Genomic DNA, 3,149 nt, shown 5'->3' with positions numbered 1-3,149 from the left:
AAAAAAAACGTTCAAAAAAAGTTCAAAAAAAGTATTGCGGAACTAAAAAAGGGTGGTATGTTTGCACCCGCAAAAAAGGGCAAGTGCTTTTTTTGCGGCGTTCATTTCCGGGGTGGTTTTTTAGGTATTTTTTGGGGTCGAAAAAAAAATTCCAAAAAAAAAATAAAAAGTATTGCGGGGTTTGAAAAAGGGTTTTATATTTGCACCCGCAAAACGAGGAAACGGGTTTTGCAAAGAGAAGAGAAGTTCATAGACATATTGAATTGACAGCGTAAGGAGATTATCGGAAACGGTAATTTCCGCCAAAGAGAACAGGCCATTTATGAGCACCGAGATTATCCTTATAAGGTCGTTAAGATTAATTAAGATTTAACGATGAAGAGTTTGATCCTGGCTCAGGATGAACGCTAGCGGCAGGCCTAACACATGCAAGTCGAGGGGCAGCGGGGAAGCTTGCTTCCGCCGGCGACCGGCGCACGGGTGCGTAACGCGTATGCAACCTACCTTTTGCTATTGGATAGCCCAGAGAAATTTGGATTAATACAATATAGTATGTTAAGACTGCATAGTCTAAACATTAAAGATTACGGCAAAAGATGGGCATGCGTCCTATTAGCTAGATGGTGCGGTAACGGCGCACCATGGCGACGATAGGTAGGGGCCCTGAGAGGGGGATCCCCCACACTGGTACTGAGACACGGACCAGACTCCTACGGGAGGCAGCAGTGAGGAATATTGGACAATGGTGGGAACACTGATCCAGCCATGCCGCGTGCAGGAAGACTGCCCTATGGGTTGTAAACTGCTTTTGTACGGGAAGAAACACCCCCACGTGTGGGGGCTTGACGGTACCGTAAGAATAAGGATCGGCTAACTCCGTGCCAGCAGCCGCGGTAATACGGAGGATCCGAGCGTTATCCGGAATCATTGGGTTTAAAGGGTCCGTAGGTGGACGATTAAGTCAGGGGTGAAAGTCTGCGGCTCAACCGTAGAATTGCCCTTGATACTGGTTGTCTTGAATCATTGTGAAGTGGTTAGAATATGTAGTGTAGCGGTGAAATGCATAGATATTACATAGAATACCGATTGCGAAGGCAGATCACTAACAATGTATTGACACTGATGGACGAAAGCGTGGGTAGCGAACGGGATTAGATACCCCGGTAGTCCACGCCGTAAACGATGGATACTAGCTGTCCGGCTTCGGCTGGGTGGCTAAGCGAAAGTGATAAGTATCCCACCTGGGGAGTACGTTCGCAAGAATGAAACTCAAAGGAATTGACGGGGGCCCGCACAAGCGGTGGAGCATGTGGTTTAATTCGATGATACGCGAGGAACCTTACCAGGGCTTAAATGCAGTCTGCATGGGGTGGAGACACCCCTTTCTTCGGACCGATTGCAAGGTGCTGCATGGTTGTCGTCAGCTCGTGCCGTGAGGTGTCAGGTTAAGTCCTATAACGAGCGCAACCCCTGTTGTTAGTTGCCAGCATGTAAAGATGGGAACTCTAGCAAGACTGCCGGTGCAAACCGTGAGGAAGGTGGGGATGACGTCAAATCATCACGGCCCTTACGTCCTGGGCTACACACGTGCTACAATGGTGGGGACAGAGAGCAGCCACTGCGCGAGCAGGAGCGAATCTATAAACCCCATCACAGTTCGGATCGGAGTCTGCAACTCGACTCCGTGAAGCTGGAATCGCTAGTAATCGCACATCAGCCATGGTGCGGTGAATACGTTCCCGGGCCTTGTACACACCGCCCGTCAAGCCATGGAAGCTGGGAGTGCCTGAAGTCCGTCACCGCAAGGAGCGGCCTAGGGTAAAATCGGTAACTAGGGCTAAGTCGTAACAAGGTAGCCGTACCGGAAGGTGCGGCTGGAACACCTCCTTTCTAGAGAAAGACGGCCAAGGCATAATCAAAGCGGTGCAAAAGGTAGTCTGTTCTCATTGCTGTCAATTTAAAAAACAAGTCCCAGTGCACGGTCAACAGTTTACAGTGCTATACTGCGAACTGCGACTGCGAACTGAAGACTATAAAAAGTCTCATAGCTCAGCTGGTTAGAGCGCTACACTGATAATGTAGAGGTCGGCAGTTCGAGTCTGCCTGAGACTACAAAGCCCCCCAATCCCGAAGGGGAGAAAAAGGGCTAAGTTCATTAAATATTGAAAGGAAATTCTAGGGGCAGAGGATTCTAAATTCGCAATTCTGAATTCACAATTCTGAATTTCAAATTGGGGGATTAGCTCAGCTGGCTAGAGCGCCTGCCTTGCACGCAGGAGGTCATCGGTTCGACTCCGATATTCTCCACAAGACAATGTCTTGGGATAGGTTATCCCATGCATTGCGTAGAGAAGGATGGGCACACATTGTCCGTCTTGACTCACGACACGTTCATTGACATATTGGAAAAAGATACATGAAATAAAAAGTTAAAGAGATTTAACTTTAGCAATAATTCTGGTTAATCAGCATCACGCGAGCGATAGCTGGTTAATCAATTATCAATTGGCATTAGTCGATTGATACAACTCATTGAAAAAGCAAAAAGTACAATAAGCTAAACAAGGGCGTATGGGGAATGCCTAGGCTCTCAGAGGCGATGAAGGACGTGATAAGCTGCGAAAAGCTGCGGGGACCTGCACACAAGGTTTGATCCGCAGATATCCGAATGGGGCAACCCAGCATGTTGAAGACATGTTATCCGCAAGGAGGCGAACCCGGGGAACTGAAACATCTAAGTACCCGGAGGAAGAGAAAACAAGAGTGATTCCGTTAGTAGTGGCGAGCGAACGCGGAACAGCCCAAACCGGTGCTGTTACGGCAGCACCGGGGTTGTAGGACCACAATGTTCGGACCGTGATGAACTGGAACTGTTTGGAAAGACAGACCGTAGGGGGTGATAGTCCCGTACAGGAAAAGAACGGCGAGATAGTGGTATCCTGAGTAGTGCGGGGCACGTGAAACCCTGTATGAATCTGTGGGGACCATCCCATAAGGCTAAATACTCCTGAGAGACCGATAGTGTACCAGTACCGTGAGGGAAAGGTGAAAAGAACCCTGAATAAGGGAGTGAAACAGAACCTGAAACCATACGCTTACAAGCGGTCGGAGTCCCGTAAGGGATGACGGCGTGCCTTTTGCATAATGAG

1 protein-coding gene, 2 tRNA genes and 2 rRNA genes (1 of these 5 cut by a window edge) are annotated in these 3,149 nt (G+C 48.6%); all 5 read left to right on the top strand.

The window, feature by feature from the left end:
• Positions 1-267: hypothetical protein (locus tag WJN01_RS15330; RefSeq protein WP_445198033.1), on the top strand; the 267-nt coding region annotated here is incomplete at its 5' end.
• A gap of 105 nt (positions 268-372) precedes the next feature.
• Positions 373-1,890 (top strand): 16S ribosomal RNA (locus tag WJN01_RS15325).
• 148 nt (positions 1,891-2,038) lie between these two features.
• Positions 2,039-2,112, top strand: a tRNA-Ile gene (locus WJN01_RS15320).
• A gap of 121 nt (positions 2,113-2,233) precedes the next feature.
• Positions 2,234-2,307 (top strand) — tRNA-Ala (locus tag WJN01_RS15315).
• 243 nt (positions 2,308-2,550) lie between these two features.
• A 23S ribosomal RNA gene (locus WJN01_RS15310) occupies positions 2,551-3,149 on the top strand (it continues 2,224 nt past the right edge of the window).
• The 16S and 23S rRNA genes sit together here with 2 tRNA genes alongside, the layout of an rRNA operon.

Origin of the sequence: Tamlana sedimenti, assembly GCF_038148895.1 — a bacterium.
Lineage (GTDB): Bacteria > Bacteroidota > Bacteroidia > Flavobacteriales > Flavobacteriaceae > Tamlana.
The sequence above is the reverse complement of the archived record's forward strand: the minus strand, read 5'-3'. Positions and strand labels throughout refer to the sequence as shown.